The 17,039-nt window shown below is 61.2% G+C and carries 14 protein-coding genes; 12 read left to right on the plus strand and 2 right to left on the minus strand.

Annotated features, from left to right (window positions below; genetic code table 11):
- The first annotated feature begins 11 nt into the window (after positions 1-11).
- The 6 genes from HKK80_RS11705 to HKK80_RS11730 all read left to right on the plus strand — a co-directional run bounded on the left by HKK80_RS11705 (position 12) and on the right by HKK80_RS11730 (position 5,795).
- Positions 12-917, plus strand: coding sequence for a decarboxylating 6-phosphogluconate dehydrogenase (locus HKK80_RS11705; protein WP_411799779.1), 906 nt, complete (start codon positions 12-14; stop codon positions 915-917).
- Between the two features lie 74 nt (positions 918-991).
- The gene (locus HKK80_RS11710; protein ID WP_411799780.1) at positions 992-1,573 is read left to right on the plus strand and encodes a 2Fe-2S iron-sulfur cluster-binding protein; all 582 of its coding nucleotides are present in this window, start codon (positions 992-994) and stop codon (positions 1,571-1,573) included.
- 158 nt (positions 1,574-1,731) lie between these two features.
- Positions 1,732-2,007: an ArsR family transcriptional regulator gene (locus tag HKK80_RS11715; protein WP_411799781.1), complete on the plus strand. Its 276-nt coding sequence runs from the start codon at positions 1,732-1,734 to the stop codon at positions 2,005-2,007.
- 44 nt (positions 2,008-2,051) lie between these two features.
- Entirely contained in the window at positions 2,052-2,546 is a 495-nt protein-coding gene (locus HKK80_RS11720) for a dihydrofolate reductase (RefSeq protein ID WP_411799782.1), read from the plus strand.
- A gap of 51 nt (positions 2,547-2,597) precedes the next feature.
- Positions 2,598-2,771, plus strand: a complete 174-nt coding sequence (locus HKK80_RS11725) for a hypothetical protein (protein WP_411799783.1) — start codon at positions 2,598-2,600, stop codon at positions 2,769-2,771.
- Between the two features lie 318 nt (positions 2,772-3,089).
- A complete protein-coding gene (locus tag HKK80_RS11730) occupies positions 3,090-5,795 on the plus strand; it encodes a hypothetical protein (protein ID WP_411799784.1) in 2,706 nt (901 codons plus the stop codon).
- Positions 5,796-5,896: 101 nt separating this feature from the next.
- On the opposite strand, the gene HKK80_RS11735 is transcribed toward HKK80_RS11730, so the two are convergent.
- On the minus strand, positions 5,897-6,766 hold the full coding sequence (locus tag HKK80_RS11735; protein WP_411799785.1) for an AAA family ATPase: 870 nt from the start codon (positions 6,764-6,766) through the stop codon (positions 5,897-5,899).
- Positions 6,767-6,829: 63 nt separating this feature from the next.
- Positions 6,830-7,201, minus strand: a complete 372-nt coding sequence (locus tag HKK80_RS11740) for an Hsp20/alpha crystallin family protein (protein WP_411799786.1) — start codon at positions 7,199-7,201, stop codon at positions 6,830-6,832.
- 147 nt (positions 7,202-7,348) lie between these two features.
- On the opposite strand from HKK80_RS11740, the gene folP reads away from it, so the two are divergent.
- The 6 genes from folP (at position 7,349) to HKK80_RS11770 (ending at position 17,034) form a co-directional block, all read left to right on the plus strand.
- Positions 7,349-9,874 (plus strand): dihydropteroate synthase, encoded by a 2,526-nt coding sequence (folP, locus tag HKK80_RS11745; RefSeq protein ID WP_411799787.1) that lies wholly within the window; start codon positions 7,349-7,351, stop codon positions 9,872-9,874.
- 50 nt (positions 9,875-9,924) lie between these two features.
- Positions 9,925-10,998, plus strand: a complete 1,074-nt coding sequence (locus HKK80_RS11750) for a Gfo/Idh/MocA family protein (RefSeq protein ID WP_411799788.1) — start codon at positions 9,925-9,927, stop codon at positions 10,996-10,998.
- Positions 10,991-12,160, plus strand: coding sequence for a Gfo/Idh/MocA family protein (locus HKK80_RS11755; RefSeq protein WP_411799789.1), 1,170 nt, complete (start codon positions 10,991-10,993; stop codon positions 12,158-12,160). The genes HKK80_RS11750 and HKK80_RS11755 overlap by 8 nt, the downstream gene beginning before the upstream one ends.
- A gap of 60 nt (positions 12,161-12,220) precedes the next feature.
- Positions 12,221-12,406 (plus strand): hypothetical protein, encoded by a 186-nt coding sequence (locus tag HKK80_RS11760; RefSeq protein ID WP_411799790.1) that lies wholly within the window; start codon positions 12,221-12,223, stop codon positions 12,404-12,406.
- A gap of 48 nt (positions 12,407-12,454) precedes the next feature.
- A complete protein-coding gene (locus tag HKK80_RS11765) occupies positions 12,455-14,854 on the plus strand; it encodes a GAF domain-containing protein (protein WP_411799791.1) in 2,400 nt (799 codons plus the stop codon).
- A 425-nt stretch (positions 14,855-15,279) separates the two neighbouring features.
- Positions 15,280-17,034: an L-lactate permease gene (locus HKK80_RS11770; protein WP_411799792.1), complete on the plus strand. Its 1,755-nt coding sequence runs from the start codon at positions 15,280-15,282 to the stop codon at positions 17,032-17,034.
- Positions 17,035-17,039: the final 5 nt, after the last annotated feature.

Here is a 17,039-nt window from a genome sequence, read left to right on the forward strand (position 1 = left end):
TTCCCTCGCGCATGCAACTCGGTGTGATCGGCCTTGGCCGGATGGGACAGATCGTTGTTGATCGCACACTCGACGGCGGCCACGACGTGGTTGCCTTCGATCTCGACGACGACGCGGTCGCAACGGCGGCCGACGCGGGGGCGACGCCTGCCGACTCGATCGAAGATTTCGTTGAGACGCTCGGCGACAACAAACGGATCTGGCTGATGGTGCCGGCCGGCACGGCAGTCGATGCGACACTCAACGATCTCGATCCCCACCTCACCGACGAGGATATCGTCGTCGACGGCGGCAACTCCAACTTCCAGGCGTCGGTTGATCGCGCCGAAGCGACCCCGGCAGCCTACCTCGACTGTGGCACCTCCGGCGGCCCCGCTGGCGCGGAGCTGGGATTTTCGCTCATGATCGGCGGCCCCGCATGGGCCTACGACGAGATGACACCCGTCTTCGATGCCGTCGCCACCGGGCCGGACGGCCACGATCGCATGGGCGAGTCGGGGGCGGGCCACTACGTGAAGATGGTACACAACGGTGTCGAGTACGCGCTGATGCAGGCCTACGGCGAGGGGTTCGAACTGTTGGCCAACGGCCGCTACGACCTCGATATGGAGTCGATCGCCCGGACGTGGAACAACGGCGCAGTCATCCGGTCGTGGCTGTTGGAGCTCTGTGAGGAGGCCTTCCGCGAGGAGGGTACCGCCGACGATCCACTTGGCGATGTCGCCGACCACATCGCCGGCGGGTCAACGGGGACGTGGACCGTCAAGGAGTCACTCGAACAGGAGGTGCCGGTGCCGCTGATCTACCAGGCGCTCGCCGAGCGGTTCGACAGCCGCAACGAGGGCCGGCTCTCCCGGCGGCTGGCCAACCGGCTGCGGTACGGGTTCGGGCGACATCACGTCGCGCGCGACAAGTAGCCCCAGGATCGCACACCGAACCAGGCAGGCGGAACCTCGTAAGGTAATTAACCCCCGATTCCTAACGCCCCAATATGGTTGATCTTGTGGCGTTCGGCATCGCTGCAGCCCTGACGGGGATGTTTGTCGTGCTGCACTTTGCCAACGGAACCGAGTGGGAGTCCAACCCGGATATCTCCCAGGAGATCCTTGAAAAGCGCGCAGCGGCGGTGCCGGAGACCAGCTTCCCCGAGCCGATGAACCGATCGATCGGCGGCGGTGGCGGCGCGGTCGCCATCGAGGGCGGCGGCGAGGGTGGCGAGGGCGGCGAGCTCGAAGAAGCAGAACCCGAAGAACAGAGTCCGGCGGATATGCCCGAAGACGAGGTCGAATACCACGAGATCGAACTCGCCAAACAGGGTGAAACCATCGAGGTCGCCAGCAACGAGACGATCCTTGATACGGCCGAAGACGAAGGGTTCGATCTCCCGTATGCCTGCCGACAGGGCCAGTGTGTCTCCTGTGCGGGCCACATCGAGGACGGCCCCGCCGAGGATCACGTGATCCACTACGAGCAGGAGACGTTCACTGACGAAGAGATGGAGGAAGGCTACACGCTGACCTGTGTGGCCTACCCGATTGCGGACTTCACGCTTGAAACCGGCGAAGCACCGTAGCGACCGGGCGACGCCGCGCGGATGCTGATCGACGATCGGTTTTGGTGCTGATTTCACGCCCGACAGCCACAGCTTACCGGCGGTAGCAACACATACGCTCGACCGCGACCGACGCACAACCCCGTGGTGTTTAATTGCGGACATAGCGGCTATTCCATATGGACGACGCCACCCGATCGACCCTCGAAGAACTCCCGCCGAGCGCGAAGTTAGTGTACAAAACGCTCGAATACGAGGGGCCGTTGACGCAGGGAGATCTCGCAACCGAATCCTTGCTTCCGTCCCGCACCGTTCGCTACGCGTTGACGACGCTGGCCGACGACGACCTCATCGAGGAGCGGCTCCACATTCAGGATGCCCGCAAACGGCTCTACTCGCTGGCCACCGAGGAGCCCGCCGCCACGACCGATCTTGCGATCAACGAACCGAGCTGAGCCGACACGCCAACGGTTTTCTCACCACCGCGCGTACGCTGGCTATGGAACTGGTGTCAGTCGCCGCCATCGCCGACAACCGTGTGATCGGCGACGACGGCGAGCTTCCGTGGCCGTCGATCCCGGCCGACAAACAGCAGTACCGCGAGCGGATCGCCGACGATCCCGTCATCCTGGGTCGCGTGACCTTTGAGTCGATGCTGGACGACCTGCCGGGCGCCGCCCAGATCGTCCTCAGCCGAAGCACCCAAGAGTTTGATGTGTCGACTGCTCACCACGCGGGCGGTGTCGACGACGCGGTCGCTGTCGCCGAGGCGTTGGGTGCCGACACCGCCTACGTGATCGGCGGCGCGGTGATCTACGACCTGTTTCAACCATATATCGATCGGATGGTGTTGAGCCGGGTCGCCGGCGCGTACGAAGGTGATTCGTTCTATCCCGAGTGGGACGACGAAGAGTGGCATCTTGATTCGACAACCGAGTACGACCGCTTCCGGCTGGAGGAGTGGGTTCGCGGTGCCGGCGCAGAACGCGAGTAGCCAGCGGCCGGCGTTACACTCAAATCGCTTGACAGCATACTCTCCACTGGTATGCCGGCAGTCGAACTCTACGAGGCGACCATCGAACGGCTTGACGCGCTCCGCATCGACAACGAATCCTACGACGAGATCGTCACCGAACTCATCAACATCTACGAAAGCGAGGGCTCACGCTCTCCTTCGGTGACGATAGGGTCGAATAAAAACCGCAACACAGCGCGCTGACGGTTAGGCTGCCTCGGCTCGTGCTGACGACAGTGTCAGCGATGCCCGAACCCGTTCGAAGGCCTCCGATTGCTCGTGCAATACGAGCATCTTACCGTATTTGTCGGATTCAAAGAAATTAAAATGGGCGTACTCCGTCAAATTGGTCTATATACACTTCAATGTAGTATTATTAGAAAGTTTTTTTACAACCTAATAATTCGGTTACAATGTCACGTATGCTATGTTGGAAACGATGGCACCAACGTACCGGTGTTACGGCTTGTGATGGAACCGTGTGTAATGATAAGACCTCACTTGACGATGGTGAGAAGTAATATGCAAACCCGTCAGTATTCGTGGATACTTACTGTTCTGTTTGTTCTGATTGGGATATCAGCAGCTTTGACTGGAAGTGTAGCAGCACAGTCAGCTGATCTTGTTGTTGCTACTGATGAAACTGGTGATTATAGTTCAATTCAAAATGCAATAGACAACGCAAGTGACTCTGATAACATCAAAATCCAATCAGGGACATATAAAGAGTCTCTAAACATCGACAAAAACATAAAAATTTTTACAGATAATAGTGTCAATATTTCTAATAAATCAGATATAACGGACTCTACAGCCATTAGGATTTCCAATGATGCGGAGCCGAAAATAGTTGGAGTTCATATCACCGGTTGGCAATTTGGTATCGATAATGAGTTTTCGGACAATGATTTGCAAATTAGTAATGTGACTATCACAGATGTCGAACGTGGTCTTCTAAACTATGGATCATCCGGAGACTGGCGTGTAGCCAATACAACGATTAAGACGAACGATGTCGGTATCGATATGTATGATAGTGCTGGCAACCCAACCATTGTTAATACACAAATAGAGGCACTATCAGGCGACAGCGGAGCAGGGATAATTGCTAGTGAGACCAGTGGAAATCCACTTATAAGATCGGTGAAAACTACAAACATAAGTCCTGGAATCAGGTTTTTTAGATCATCCGCCAACTGGACAATAAAGTCATCTAATTTAAACAAAGGAAGTATTAACGCCAACGAAGCAACTGGTGAATGGAGAATAGAAGACACTATTATCGAGAATCCAGGGCTGGAAAATAGAGAGGATGGGATTAATGCCGGAAAAGCATCTGGCGGAGCAGTCATACAAAATACAACAGTTATTAATGCAAAAAAGGGAATCAATCTCGCGGGAGCAAATGGGAATTGGACAATAAAATCAGTTGCTCTCCGGAATATGTCCGATGATGCGGTTGAAATTGATGACGGGTTTTCCGGTAAAGCAACAGTTCGAGATACGAGTGTAAAAACAGCTGAGAATGGCATTAACGCTCAAAAATCCGATGGAGAATTAGTTGTGAATAATTTCACCGCGAAAGATACTGATGGTGACGGAATAGATGCCTCAAAGGCAACCGGTAACGGCACTGTTCATGACTCAGAATTTAGCACCATGGGAGATAAGTCGATTGATGTGATTGATTCTGAAGGGAGTTGGCAAATTCATGAATCTATATTGACTGGTGGGAGTGAAGGGACGCTTGATGCAGGGGATGCAAAGCGAACGGTCAACGCTTCTCACAATTATTGGGGAGCGGCTGACGGCCCAAGCGGCGACTTCAGTGGATCTGGCGGTACTGTTATCGGAGATATCGTTGTTACCCCATACTATACCGATTCTTCACTTACAACGTTGTCCTCGAAGAAAGATAAAGAGGGTGCTAATGGATTCGTAGATGTAGATACTATTGACCTTGCTGGAAGTGGCACTGCTGCTAATCCGTATGTTATTACTAATGCTTCAGAGTTGCAGGCAATGGAAGATGATCTAGATACTCATTATAAGCTTGGGAATGATATTGATGCATCAACGACAGCACAATGGAACGGCGAGTTAGGATTCGCACCAGTTGGGGATAACTCGGTTGGCTTTACAGGTGAGTTTGATGGGAATCAGCACAATATTTCTGGACTTACAATCAACCGCAGCTCATCAGATAATATAGGTCTCTTTGGAAGGGTTGGTGAGAGCGCAGTTATCGAATCAGTTAATGTTGAATCCACTACAATTAACGGGAATAATAGTGTCGGTGCACTTGTGGGTTCACTTGACGCAGAAGGAAGTATTGTGCGCGATGTGTCGTCAAATGGATCAATAACGGGCAGATACAGTGTTGCTGGTATTGCTGGAGCAGTTGCTGGAAGCAGTATTATCAAAGGGGCATTTTCCTCAGGATCGGTGACCGGCTCAGATGAAGTTGGAGGCGTTGTCGGTGAAAATGTCGGTGGTATTGTTACAAAGAGCTATTCTAAGGCTAAAGTAACAGCAACAGGTGAAGAAATAACATTTGAGAATTCTGCCAGAGCTGGTGGCTTAGTTGGCGGAAACTTCAATGACGCAGTTATTAATCAATCATATACTGTAGGGGCTGTTGAAGGGGGCAAAGCTGGTGGAATCACTGGTGAAAACTACGATAATAGTCGTATAGCTAATGTATTTGCTGCTGGTAAAATAGATGGACAATCTGAGACAGGAGGTATTACAGGTGAAAACTTTGAAAACTGCCCATTCCAAAGTCAACAAAAGTGTGATGACTTTGAGAGTAGCACTGTAACTGATTCATATTGGGATACTGAGTCAACTGGACAATCAACATCTGCAGGAAACGCTGTGGGTCTGTCGACCTCAGAAATGACTGGCATGTCTGCTCAAAGCACTATGACTGCATTTGATTTCAATAATGTTTGGGATACCCGTTCAGATGATTACCCCACTTTATCCCAGCAGTCCGATGACAAAAGTGAGCAGGAATCAGAGATGAGTGGAATTCCAGACGAGGTGGATAAATCGGCCGCTAACGCAATTATCGAGAGTACAGACGATGCTACAACCTTTGAAGAATTAACCACTCTTGATGTTCTTGATGCTTACAGCTCAGCCCTTGAAAATGGAGAAGTTTCAGGTAACAAAGTAGAAACTCTCAATATTCTTGATATCTATACCCACCTTCTTTCATCTTAATATCCTTCCTGAATATTTATAAACGGCCTATGGAGCGGTAGTCCGTTCACTGCGTAATCCGTTCAAGCGTTGGCGGTTTCGCTCCTGTTCGGTCACATCTGTCAGGACAATAAGCTGGCCAAGTCGGCCTGACTCGCGCTAAATGGGTTCGCTGCTGCCCGGTAATATTTCGACATTATTTCCGGGCCGGAGATCGTCTGGAAGTGAGCGTCGATCTCGTTGGCGACCGCCTTCGCGATGAGGGTCTTGCCGGTGCCCGGTGGGCCGTGCAGGAGGACGCCTTTCGGCGGCTCGATCCCAAGCGTCCCAAACAGCTCGGGGTGCCGCATCGGCAACTCGATCATCTCCCGCACCATGTCGAGTTCCTCGTCGAGGCCGCCGATATCCTCGTAGGCGACCGCGGGGGCGGCGGTCGATTCGTCGTCGGTCGTTCCGCCTTCGACGGTGATCTCATCGCTGCTCGCGTCGGCGAGTGCGATGGCCGTATCGGTGCCGATGACGACCGTTCCGTCTGGATCGGTGTCAACGATCCGCAGCGGGACACGGCGGTTGCCCTGTCCCGAGAGTAGCCCGAACCCCAGTGGGAGGGCGACGGTGTCGCCGGCTGTGACCGCGTGATCGGTCAGCTGCTCGCGGATATGTGAGCTGAGGTCGCCGCGAACGCGCACCGCGTCGGGGAGGGCGACGCGGACGCGCTCGGCGGGTGCCACATCGGTCGGTTCGACAGATACCTGCTCGTCGATGCTGACGTTGGCCGCAGCCCGGAGCTGGCCGTCGATCCGGATAATCCCCCGACCCGCGTCGCCGGAGTCGCTGGGCCAGACGCGGGCGACCGCGCGACTGCCGTCGCGGCCCTCGATCGCGACGAAATCGCCGCTGGCAACGCCAAGTTCGCCAACCGCCTCGCGGTCGATGACGGCCATGCCGCTGCCTGGGTCGCGGTTTTTGAGTTGTTTGACACTGAGTTGCATGGCTGACACCTCCAGCGGTGAAAAAACGGACTACCGAGTCAATTGTCGGATCGACGGTGCCGCTTACGCCTGCACCTCGATCTCGGTGCCGGAGACGGCCGCATCCGTCTCGACCGGCAGCCGAACCTCAAGGATGCCGTTGTTGTACTCGGCGGTGATCGCCTCGTCGTCGACATCCTTCGGGAAGCGGAACCGTCGGTGGTAGGTTCGTCGCTGTCCGCGGTTCTCGTCCTCGTGTTCGGCGGCGATGTTCAACACGCCGCTGTCCCACGTGGCGGTGATCTCCGCGGGATCGAACCCGGGGAGTTCGATGCTGAGGACGAACTCGCCGTCCTCCTCGTACAGTTCGTAGTCGTTGCCACTGCGTTCGAACAGTTGACTCGGGAGGTCGAGGCCCTGTCGCCAGGAACTGGTCGGTGATCGGATCAGTGCCATGGCGTCTCACCTCGGTGCAGTCGATGATTGTTGGCGGTTCGGAATAAATGTTAAAATCCATGGTATTCCGTGACGTGCTATCGGTCACCACGAACTCGACCGACCCCCCTTCGTTACCCATAAGCGGCGGCGGTGAGTGCAAACCGTATGGAGTATCACGATGCGGTGGATTTTCTCTTCGACCTCCGCCGGTTTCAGGTGCGGCCGGGGATCGAATCTGCGGCCGCATTGCGGGCGGAGCTCGACGACCCTGGAAGCGACATCCGGTTCGTGCAGGTCGCCGGCTCCAACGGGAAGGGCAGCACGGCGAAGCTGACCGAATCCGTGCTGCGGGAAGCCGGCTACTCGGTCGGCCTGTATACCTCCCCACACCTCGAAACGCTGAACGAGCGGATCCAGGTCGGCGGCCGGCCGATCACCGACCGCGCGATCACCGAGTTCGTCGAGCGGGTCAAACCGTGGCTGATCGATCGGGCGGCCGACGGCGAGCCGCTCACCTTCTTCGAGGTCGTCACGCTGCTGGGGATCTGGTATTTTGACCGCCAAGACGTCGATATCGCTGTGCTGGAAGTCGGCCTCGGCGGTGAGTTCGACGCGACAAGCATCGTCGATCCCGTCGCCAGCTGTGTGACGACTGTCTCGCTGGAGCATACGAGTGTCTTGGGCGATACGATCGAGGAGATCGCGGCGACAAAAGCGAAAGTCGCCCCCACCAGCGAGACACCGCTGGTGACCGGCGCGAGCGGCGACGCCCTCGCCACGCTCCGTGCTGACGCCGGCGATGTGTTGACGGTCGGCACCGACGGCACAACCGACGTGACCGTTGGCTACGACGGCCGGGTGACGACGACCGAATCACAGATCTCGGTAGCGATGCCGGGAAGCGATACCGACGACAGCGGCGTCAGCTACCCCGCAGCGTTCGCCGATGGGCTGGATCTCTCGGCGCGGCTCGCGCTGCTCGGCGAACATCAGGCCCTCAACGCCGGCATCGCCACGACGCTGGCCGGGCAGGTGCTCGATTCGATCGAGACCCAGACCACCCTCAGCACTGACACCCTCCAGCGGGGGCTGCGCAACGCCCACTGGCCGGGGCGGTTCGAGGTGCTCGACACCGAGCCGCTCACGATCTTTGACGGCGCGCACAACGCCGATGCGATCGCGCGGGTCGCCGAGACGCTATCGACCTTCGAGTACGACGACCTGCATGTCGTCTTCGGGGCAATGCACGACAAACCCCACGCCGAGATGGTCGCCGCGTTGCCGACACCCGACTCGGTGATCACCTGCCGGCCGAACCTCGATCGCGCCGAAGATCCGACCGTCCTCGCCCGCTGTTTCGAAACCGAGGGCATCGAGTCGGTAACCGCTGGCGAAGCGGTCGCCGACGCCATCAGCGAGGCTGAAACACGGGTCGGCCCGAACGACTGCCTGCTCGTCACCGGATCGCTGTTCGCGGTCGGCGAAGCGCGGTCGGCGGTGACGCGGCTCGATATTCCGAAACGGGTCGACAACACCGAAACGGCGACCGAGATACTAAACGGGATTCACGCCACAGCCGCGGATATCGAAGCCAGCCGCGAAGATACAGTCCACCGAACGATTGCGACGCGAGTCGATGACAGACAGGCGGCCGTCCTCCAGGAGCGGTTCCCGGCTCTCGGCGGCGACTGCGTGTCCTCGGGGGTCACGACGCCGGGTGAACGCCACGAACTCATCCTTTCGGGGACGCTCGCGGAGTTCCGGGCGTTGACGACGGAGTTAGAGGCGTGTGCATTCGGGCTACCAGCGATCGCCGCCGACCTCCGCGAGCAGTTGGGTCTCGATGGCGACGAATCCAGTTCGGAGCCACCCGAACGCAGGCCGTGGGACGACGGCACGGCGGTCATGGGCATCCTCAACGTCACGCCGGACAGCTTCTACGACGGCGGCGACTTCTTCGATCGCGAGGCCGCCATCGAGGGGGCCGAAGCCCTCGTCGAGGAGGGCGCGGACATCATCGATATCGGCGGCGAAAGCACCCGCCCCGGCGCGGAGCCGGTGAGTGTTGAAGAAGAAATCGACCGCGTCGTGCCGGTCATCGATGCCGTCGCGGAGTTGGATGTCGCTATCTCGATCGACACCCGGAAAGCCGCCGTCGCCGAGGCAGCCCTCGATGCCGGAGCCGACATCGTCAACGACGTGACCGGCCTCGACGATTCGGCGATGCGGGAGTTGGTCGCCGACCGCGAGGTGCCGGTAATCTTGATGCACTCAATCGACGCGCCGGTCGTCCCGGGGAAGGAGATCGATTACGACGACGTGGTCGAGGATGTCCTCGGCGTGCTCAACGAACGGCTGATACTCGCCGAGAAAGCCGGCATCCCACGGGAGCGGATCATCGTCGATCCCGGTCTCGGCTTCGGGAAAACGAGTGCGGAGAGCTTCGAGTTACTGGATCGGCTCGGCGAGTTTGCAGCCTTGGGCTGTCCGGTGCTTGTCGGCCACTCCCGGAAATCGATGTTCGGTGCGATCGACAGCGAACCCGACGACCGCCTCGACGCGACAGTTGCGGCGACCGCGCTGGCCGCCGAGCGCGGCGCGGACATCGTCCGCGTTCACGACGTGGCCGAAAACCGCGACGCCGTCGACGTGGTGGCCGCGCTTGAAGATCCTGATTCCGTCGACCGGTAGCCCACCACCGGGCCACAGCTTTATCGGCCGTCGCCTCCCGGTAGACGCCAATGACAACACAGACAGTCAGCGTCGGGATCGTCGGCCTCGGCGGGATCGCGAGCCACCACGCCGAGCGGCTGGCCGACCGCAACGCCGAGCTCGTCGGCGGCGTCGACATCGATGCAGCCGCTCGCCGGGAGTTCAGCGAGGAGTGGTCGGTGCCAACCCACGACGACCTAGCGGCCATCATCGACGACATCGACGCGGTGCTGGTCACGACGCCGAACCGCTACCACGAGCAGTATGCCACCGCGGCCCTCGATGCCGGGGTCGACGTGCTCGTCGAGAAGCCGCTGGCCCACAGCCTCGACAGCGCGGAACGGATCGCCGACGCGGCCCGGGAGTCAGGGGGGTTCTGCATGGTCGGCTTCAATTACCGGTTTGCCGCGCCGGTCGACGTGCTGACCGCCTACCGGGACAGGGGCCGGTTCGGCGAGATCAGCCACGTCGAGGCGAACTACGTCCGCCGCCGCGGCATCCCCGGTCGTGGCTCGTGGTTCACCGACCGGGAGACGGCGGGCGGCGGCGCGCTCATCGATATCGGCGTCCACGCGATCGACCTCGCGCTCTGTGTATTGGATTTCCCGGAAGTCGTCGAGGTGTCGGCGACGACGCGCGCGGCGTTCGGCACCCGCGAGGACTACAGCTACATGCACATGTGGGGCGACGACGAGGGACCCGACGCCTTCGATGTGGAGGATTCCGCCTCGGCGTTCCTCCGGACGGCCGACGGCGCGACCATCTCTCTGGAGGTCGCGTGGGCAACAAACCGCCCGCGAACCGACGAGTACGTCATCCGTGGGGCCGATGCCGGCGCGGTCTACGACCGCAAAAGCGAGGAGCTGACGCTGTATGAGACCCACACCACAGGTGGACAGCATTTCACCGAAACGGCGGTCGAGACCCCCGATCGCAACAGCCACGCCGCCGAACTCGATTACTTCCTCGATCACGTTGCTGACGACAGCGATCCAGATCGAAACACGGTCGAACAGGGGTTGGCCGTCCAGCGCGTCATCGACGCGATCTATCGGTCAGCCGACCGCCGACGGGCCGTCAGTCTAGGGGCGAGCGATGACTGACCCCCTCTCCGTCGGGATGCTCGGCTACGGGTTCATGGGGCGGGCCCACGCCAACGCCTTGGCTCGATTACCGATGTTTTTCCCCGACGCGCCGGCCGTCAACCGCCACACGCTCATCGGCCGAGACGAGGCCGCGCTCAGCGAGGCCGCCGACAGACTCGGCTTCGCCCACACCGCGACCGACTGGCGAGAGGTCGTCGACGACGTGGACGCCCTCTACAATCTCGCGCCGAACCATCTCCACGCCGAGCCATCGATCGCCGCGCTGGAAGCCGGCACCGCGGTGCTCTGTGAGAAGCCGCTGGCGGCGACGCTGTCCGACGCCGAGTCGATGGTCGAAGCGGCGACCGACGCGGCTGTGCCCGCCTGCTGTGGCTTCAACTACCGGTTTGTGCCCGCGATCCAGTATGCCAAGCGACTGATCGACCGCGGCGACCTTGGCGAGATCCGGACGTTCCGCGGTCGCTATCTGCAGGATTGGCTTGTCGACCCCGACGCGCCGTGGACGTGGCGGATGGACGCCGACAGCGCGGGGTCAGGCGCGCTGGGTGATCTCGGTGCCCACACCATCGACCTCGCGCGGTTTCTCGTCGGCGACCACGCCGGGCGGATCGAACGCGTCGCCGCCCAACTTCAGACATTTACCGACGAGCGGCCCGTCTACGACGATGCCGGCGAAACGGTCACGGAGTACCGACCGGTCACCGTTGACGACGCCTACACCGCCCAACTCGCGTTCGCAAACGGCGCGATCGGGGGCGTCGAGGCCTCCCGTGTCGCCGCCGGCCACAAGAACGATCACACCATCGAGATCCACGGCACCGAGGGGAGTCTCCGGTTCTCGCTGGAGCGGCTCAACGAACTCGAAGTGCTGACCGGCGACAGCCGCGGCTACGAGACCGTCCTTGTCACCGAGGAGAGCGATCCCTACGCCGGCAGCTGGTGGCCGCCGGGCCACGTCCTCGGCTGGGAACACACCTTCGTCCACGAGAGCAGCGAGTTCCTACCCGCCGTCGCCGATGGGACGCCAGCGTCGGTCGCGGCGGTCGCGTCGTTCGCCGACGGCTACGCCGTCCAGCGCGTGCTCGCGGCTATCGAGGACGCTGCCGACCGCGGAAGCTGGGTTGCGGTCGACGACGATCTCACCACAGCGGGTGAGTAACCGGCAGCCACCAGGTCGGTAACCGAAACGGCTTTTCGAATCGGCCGTATCCACCTCGGTATGGCAGAGAGTAGCGTCAGCGGCCTTGAACTCGTGCTCACTGTCGGCATGGGGGCGATCATGGCGGCCGTGCTGGTCGGTCTGGAGTTTCTTGACGGCCAAACCGCGATCACCTTTGTCTCGATGGTCGTCATTGGCTTTATCGCCGTCCGTACCGTTCGTGGCCGCAGATGGACGTGGCGGTGACCAGCCACCGGCGGTCGCGCATGAGCGACCCGTTGTGACGCACTGACCATGGAACCAACCGAACGGATCGAAACGCTGTATGAGCTGTCACTTGCGATCAGCCCCGCAGCAACGCTTGAAGCCACGGCGGCGACAGCGCTGTCGACGTATCTGGAGGCGCTGTCGTGTTCGGTTGGCGCGGTGTATGGACGAACCGACGCGGGCGCGTATCGGCGGCTCGGCGGGGATGCGGCGGTCGGGACGGACGACCCGCTGTACGCGGCCGCCGAACGCCGGCTGCGGGGGTGGGCAACCGACGACGACACGAGCCGCAAATCGTTGCCGATAGCCGGGAGCGTCGACGACGACAACGACGACGACAACGACGGCGGCCACTATTATCTGTTCGAGCTTCCCGACTTCGGCGTGCTGCTGCTCGGCCGCCATAGCGAGCCGCTCGCCGCGTCGGTACGGAACGGGTTGGCACCGCTCAACGAGCAGCTGGCAACGGCCTGTACCACCAAACAGGTCAAGACAACACTGAACGACGCCCGCCGACGGTTTGAGGCGCTGTTCACCACGATCACCGAGCCGATGGTCAGCGTCGTCATCACCGAGATCGGCTGTGAGATCAGCCGCAGCAACGAGCCGTTCACCGAGACCTTCGGATCGGTGACGGCCGCGAACGCAGCGATCGAACCGACCGAGCCGACCGCCGACAGCGACACCGAGCTGACACGCGAGATCGAGGCCCGACTCCGTGAGGGCCGCCCGGTGACCGAGGCGGTGCGGCGGCGGACGACGACCGGTATGGGTGAGTTTCTCCTTCGGGGCGTGCCGGTCACCGCCGCGGAGAGACAGGAGGTCTTCCTCCTGTATGTTGACATCACCGAGGAGCGACGCCAGCGACGGCTGTTGGAATCACTCTACGAGCGATCGGAGGCGATCCTCACCAGCGACGATCAGCCGACAGCCCGCGAACGAACGGTCGAGACAGCCGTCTCGGTGCTTGATGCGACGGTCGCGGAGATCCACCGCTACGATCGCGCGACCGACACCCTACAGCCGGCGGTGACGACGGCCGACGAGCCGGTGTTTTCGGCCGACGGCGACGGCGAGATCCTGTGGGAGACCTACGGGGGGACGGCTGATCGGATCGAATCGTTGTCACAGACAGAGTGCGCGCTTCGGTGTGCCGATGGGGCCGTCGAGAGCGTGCTGTTGCTCCCGCTGGGCGACCACGGCGTGGTCATCATCGGCAACGATCAGCCCGCGGCCTTCGACGACACCGCCCTCCAGGTGGGCCAGCTGCTGGCGGCGTTCGGCCGCATCGCGCTGACGCGGACGGAGCGGGCGGCGAGTCTGGAGGCGATCCAGTCGATCATGCAGGACGCCGTCACGGCCGACACCGTCTCGGAGATGGTTGAGACGGTCGTCGACAGGCTGCCGACGGCGACCAACTTTCCGACGGCGGGGATCTGGGCGTCCGATCCCGCAACCGAACAGCTCAAACCGATCGGGGCAACCGGGCGGGCCGCCGAGATTATCGGCGACCATCCAACCTTCGAGCCCGGCAACAGCATCGCGTGGGAGGCGTTTGCCGCCGGCGAAACGCGGCTGGTGTCGGACGTGCGAGACCACCCCGCGGTCTACAACGAAGACAGCGTGATCCGCTCGGAGGTCATCACACCGATCGGCGATTTTGGCGTGTTGATCCCGGCGGCGATGCGGCCACAGAACATCACGGTCGCCGACCGGAAGATCGCCGAAACGCTCGCTTCGAGTCTCGAAACCTCGATCGAGCTGATCGAAAACCGACGGGAGCTCCGCCTGCTGGAGGCGGTGATAGATCGCGTCCTGCGGCACAACCTCCGGACGGATCTCAGCGTGATCAAGTCCCGGATCCAACAGATCGCCGCGAGCTGCGATGATGACTCGCTGACCGAGCAGATGTTGGCCCACGCCGAGCGGCTCGAAGCGACCGCCGAAAACGCCCGCACGATGCGGTCGGTCGTCCAGAGCCGCGGCCACCGCCAGGAGCTCTCGGTCAAGGACAGCATCAAGGACGCCATCGCAGCGGCCCCGGAGCCGCCGGCCGGCGTCGACCTCGTTGTCGACACCGACACCACAGCGACCGTCATCGCCCACCCGAAGCTCTCAACGGCGATCGCACAGCTCATCGAGAACGCGGTCGAACACGGCGTGACCGACGGCGGTACGATCCGGGTGTCAGCCACGACCGACGACGAGCAGGCCGTGATCTCCGTTGCCGACGACGGGCCGGGCATCCCCCGAAACGAGCTCGCGGTGATCGATCAGGCCGAGGAATCAGCACTCAACCACGCAAGCGGCGTTGGGCTGTGGCTGATCGATCGGATCGTCGCCTACTCCGACGGCGACCTCTCGTTCGAGATCGACAACGGGACAACAGCCCGGATCAGCCTCCATCGACCAAGCAGCCCACACTGAACGGAAACGCGACACGCAAGCGACCAAACCGAATATATTATTAGCTGTTCACAGAGAGTGTGAGACGATATCTCACAGCAAAAACGATTACATACCTAACTGACTGACAGCCGAAACCGTGATCGAAGACTGAGACGATCTGCTGTCGGCAGGTACCGTTCGACCGCCACCCGGTGGGCGGTCGAGGCGGTACCCGTCTCCAGTAACCAGTATGAGACAACGCAACCCGCAGTACGCCACGATGACCGACCCACAACACACCGTCCGACCGCCAACCGCCGTATCGCTCCCTGCACTGCAGGTGCCACCACGCCAGCTGAACCGACGAGATCGACCACAACGAATCGGTGCGCACACGGTGGCCGTGCCGGCAGAAAGACAGCAGAAAGCGACCAGTCGGGTCGGGAGACAGACGGGAGCAATCGATGGTTGAGACGCTGCTCGCGGTTATCCCGCTGCTGATCGTGGCGGTGTTACTCGTTGGGCTGTTGTGGCCGGCCGTCCGGGTGATGCCGGTGGCGTGGGGGGCAGCCGCGGTGATCGCCTATACGGTCTGGGAGATGCCAGCCGACTACGTCGCGGCGGCCAGTCTCAGCGGCGTCATGGCGGCCATTGAGATCCTCTGGATCGTCTTCGGCGCGCTCGTCTTGCTCTATACCCTGATGCGGTCGGGGGCGGTCGACCGGATCAACGCCGGCTTCGCCACGATCAGCGACGACCGGCGCGTCCAGGTGATCCTGCTGGGGTTCTTCTTGGCGACATTTATCGAGGGCGTCGCCGGATTCGGCACGCCCGCCGCGGTCGTCGCACCCTTGCTGCTCGCGTTGGGGTTCCCGGCGCTTGCGGCTGTCGTCGCCGCACTGATCGGCCACGCGGTGGCGACCGTCTTCGGCGCTGTCGGGACACCGATCATCGTCGGCTTCGAGACGCCGCTATCGGCGGTCGAGACACAGATCGCCGACGGGACTGGGATGACGGTCGCCCAGTACGCCGCTGATGCAGCGATCTACGCGGGGTTGTTCAACGGTATCCTCGGTACGTTCATCCCGCTGATCGCGGTGTCGATGGTCGTCTACTTCTTCGGCGAGGAGCGGACGCTGGCTCCCGTTTGGGAGGTCGTTCCGCTGGCGATCGTCGCCGGCCTCTCATTTGCGATCCCGTATGCGGGTGTGGCCTACCTCATCGGCCCGGAACTCCCCTCGTTGTTCGCCTCGATGATCGGGGCGGGGATCGTCGTCAGTCTTCTCAAGGCGGGGCTGTTCGAACCCGACACCCACTGGGACTTTCCGCCACGCGATGAGTGGCCCGACCACTGGGTCGGCGAGATCGAACCCGGCGGCGACGACGCCGGATCGACCGCCTCGACAGGGTCGGAAACGGGGGCTACAGCCGACGGCGGCACCGAGATGGATACCCCGTCGGTCGAACCACCGTCGATGAGCCTGCTTCGGGCGTGGTCGCCGTACCTCATGCTCGTCGTGTTGCTGATCGGCACCCGCGTGATCGATCCGGTGGCGACCTTCTTGCAGACGGGACCGCTGATGACTCTCACGTGGGACATCCTCGGCACCGGCGTCGAGGGCGCGATCGGGTGGGCGTACGTTCCAGGAACGTGGCTGTTGGTCAGCGCGCTCATTGCGATTCCGATCTTCGGCATGTCGGGCCAGCAGGTCAGTAGTGCCTGGAAGGAGGCCTTCAGCAAGATCATCTCGCCCGCGGTCGTGTTGGTGTTTGTCATCGGGATGGTCGAGATCATGCTAACCACTAACGCCCACGGCACCGCGCCGGTCGACGGGAGCATGATCGTCGTCCTCGCGGAGGGAACCGCATCCGGGCTGGGGGCGGCGTACCCCCTGTTTGCGCCGGTCGTCGGTCTGATCGGCGCGTTCGTCGCCGGCTCGATCACGGTCAGCAACATCACGTTTGCGGCCTTCCAGTTCGAGGTCGGAACCGCCCTCGAAATGCCGACGGCGGTGTTGCTCGCGGCCCAGACCATCGGCGCGGCAATCGGCAACACCGTCGCCATCCACAACGTGATCGCCGCGCTGGCGACCGTCGGACTGGTCGGCTCAACCGGCCGGGTGATCCGGCTGAATCTGCTTCCGGTTGCCTACTATATTGCGGGCGGTGGACTGCTGACGCTGCTCGGCGTCTACGTTGTCTTCCCAACCGTGTTCTAAAGACC

Source organism: Halonotius sp. F2-221B, from assembly GCF_046719765.1.
Lineage (GTDB): Archaea > Halobacteriota > Halobacteria > Halobacteriales > Haloferacaceae > Halonotius.